The organism is Deltaproteobacteria bacterium, from assembly GCA_009930495.1.
GTDB lineage: Bacteria > Desulfobacterota > Desulfovibrionia > Desulfovibrionales > Desulfomicrobiaceae > Desulfomicrobium.
Genome location: RZYB01000292.1, coordinates 1 through 2,273 on the forward strand (window position 1 = coordinate 1; position 2,273 = coordinate 2,273).

Consider the following 2,273-nt stretch of genomic DNA (forward strand, 5'->3'; position numbering starts at 1 on the left):
TCAAATCCCCCTGCCAAGCGCTGTTGCCACCCGCGTGCTTCCTTGATAGGTGGGCCAATCTTTTATAGATAAACGCCTATTCTTGATCGAAGCGTTTCATTTTCACGGAGGTTTCCATGCGTCGCATTCTGTTTTTGATAGCCCTGCTTGGCATGTCCCACCCGGCCCTGGCCGGCAATGTCGGGTCTCCCATCCCCATTGGCATTGCCGTGGCCCAGACCACCAATGTCGCCCTGTTCGGCGAGGAGCAGGTCAACGGCGCCAAGGTGGCCGAAAAAATGCTCAACGAAAAAGGCGGTGTGAACGGCACGCCCATCAAGCTCGCCTTCCAGGATACTGGCGGGGACGAGGCCGGCGCCATTAACGCGTTCCAGAACCTCATCTCCCGCGACCAAGTCGTGGCCATTATCGGCCCGACCCTGTCTCAACAGTTTTTCGCCGCCGGCCCCATCGCCAATCAGGCCAAGACCCCGGTGGTCGGCCCGTCCAACACGGCCAAGGGCATTCCGCAGATAGGGGAATACATTTCCCGCATCTCCGCGCCCATGACCGTGGTCGCGCCCAATTCCCTGAAACGCGCCCTGAAGACCAATCCGAACATCAAAAACGTGGCCGTGGTCTATGCCCAGGATGACGCCTTCAATGTTTCCGAAACCGGCATCTTCCAGGAAGCCATCAAGGAACTGGGCCTGAACATCGCCCTGGTCCAGAAAACCAGCGTCAAGGACACGGACTTCACCACCCAGGTCACGGCCATTTTGGGCGCTGGCGTCGACTTGGTGGTCATGAGCTGCCTGGCCGCCGACGGCGGCAACATGGTCAAACAGCTCCGTCAGCTCGGCTACGAAGGCCTCATCGTCGGCGGCAACGGCTTCAACTCCCCGAACATGTACCCTGTCTGCGGCAAGGAATGCTCCGGCGTCATCGTTGCCCAGGCGTATAGCCCCAAGGCCGACAACGCCGAAAATCAGGCTTTTTCCGCCATGTTCAAGGATATGTTCAAGAAGGACCCGGCCCAATTCTCGGCCCAATCCTATACCGGCGTGAAGGTTATCGTCGACGCCCTGACCAGGGTCGAAAAAGCCACGGGCAAAAAAGTGACTGAAATGGACCTGGCCGATCTGCGCCTCGAACTGAACAAGGCCATCGTTGCCACCACGTACGACACGCCCTTGGGCGAGATCAGCCTGAATGCCGAGGGCGAGGTCTCGCAAAAAACGTTTTACGTGTCCCAGATCAAGATCAACGCCGACGGCAAGTCCGGCGTGCACGAACTACTCCCCGAATAATCCATCCGGTCCGGAGCGGTTCGCCGCTCCGGCCAATTCACCATCATGACCATCGCCTGGCTTCTGCAAAATCTTCTGAACGGGCTGTCCATCGGCTCGGTCTATGCCATCTTCGCCCTGGGCTACACCCTGGTGTTCTCCATCCTGGGGATCATCAACTTCGCCCATGGCGCGGTTTTCACCCTGGGTGCGTACTGCACCTACGCCCTGGCCGTGGGGGATTTCGGTCTGAACGGCCTTTTGGCCGGGATGAGCCTGCCCTTCCGCCTGCCCTTTCCCCTGGCCCTGCTTGGCGGATCGCTTCTGGCCGGAATCATCGGCGTTCTGACCGAACGCCTGGCCTTCCGCCCCCTGCGGGCCAAGGGCGCCGACGCCCTGCTGGCCCTGGTCAGCAGCCTGGGCGTGGCGCTCATTCTGGTCAATCTGCTGCAGTATCTGGTCGGCGCGGAGATTTATTCCTTTCCGTCGGACATTTTCGGTTCCCTGCCCATGGCCATGATCTTCAAGCTGAACGGCAAGATTATCGCCGTGCGCACGGTACAGATCATCATCCTGGGCGTGAGTTTGGCCATGCTCGCGCTTCTGGCCTGGTTCATGAACAAGACCCGCATGGGCAAGGCCCTGCAGGCGACGTCCGAAAATCCGGAAACGGCCAGCCTCCTGGGCATCAACGTGGACCGTTACATTCTGTCCACCTTTTTCATCTCCGGCGCCCTGGGCGGCCTGTCCGGCACCCTGATCGGCGCCAGCTTCGGCCTAGCCGGGCCCTATTTCGGTGTCAGCTATGGCCTCAAAGGCTTGGCCGTCATCGTCCTCGGCGGTCTGGGCAGCATTCCCGGGGCCGTGCTCGGCGGCGTGGTCATCGGCCTGGGCGAGGCCTTTTTGCCCGCCGACTATTCGTCCATGAAGGAGGCCGTGGCCTTCATCATGCTCTTCGTCATCCTTCTGGCCCGGCCTCAAGGCCTTTTGGGCCGCCACATCATC

At 60.4% G+C, this 2,273-nt stretch carries 2 protein-coding genes; both read left to right on the plus strand.

What is annotated here, in order from left to right; all coding sequences use genetic code 11:
- The first annotated feature begins 116 nt into the window (after positions 1–116).
- Entirely contained in the window at positions 117–1,289 is a 1,173-nt protein-coding gene (locus EOL86_13930) for a branched-chain amino acid ABC transporter substrate-binding protein (GenBank protein ID NCD26672.1), read from the plus strand.
- A 45-nt stretch (positions 1,290–1,334) separates the two neighbouring features.
- Positions 1,335–2,273: branched-chain amino acid ABC transporter permease (locus EOL86_13935; protein ID NCD26673.1), on the plus strand; the 939-nt coding region annotated here is incomplete at its 3' end.

Bases quoted from the DNA above. Each gene is read 5' to 3' on its own strand.
- EOL86_13930 (NCD26672.1), top strand. From the start codon at position 117: ATGCGTCGCATTCTGTTTTTGATAGCCCTGCTTGGCATGTCCCACCCG.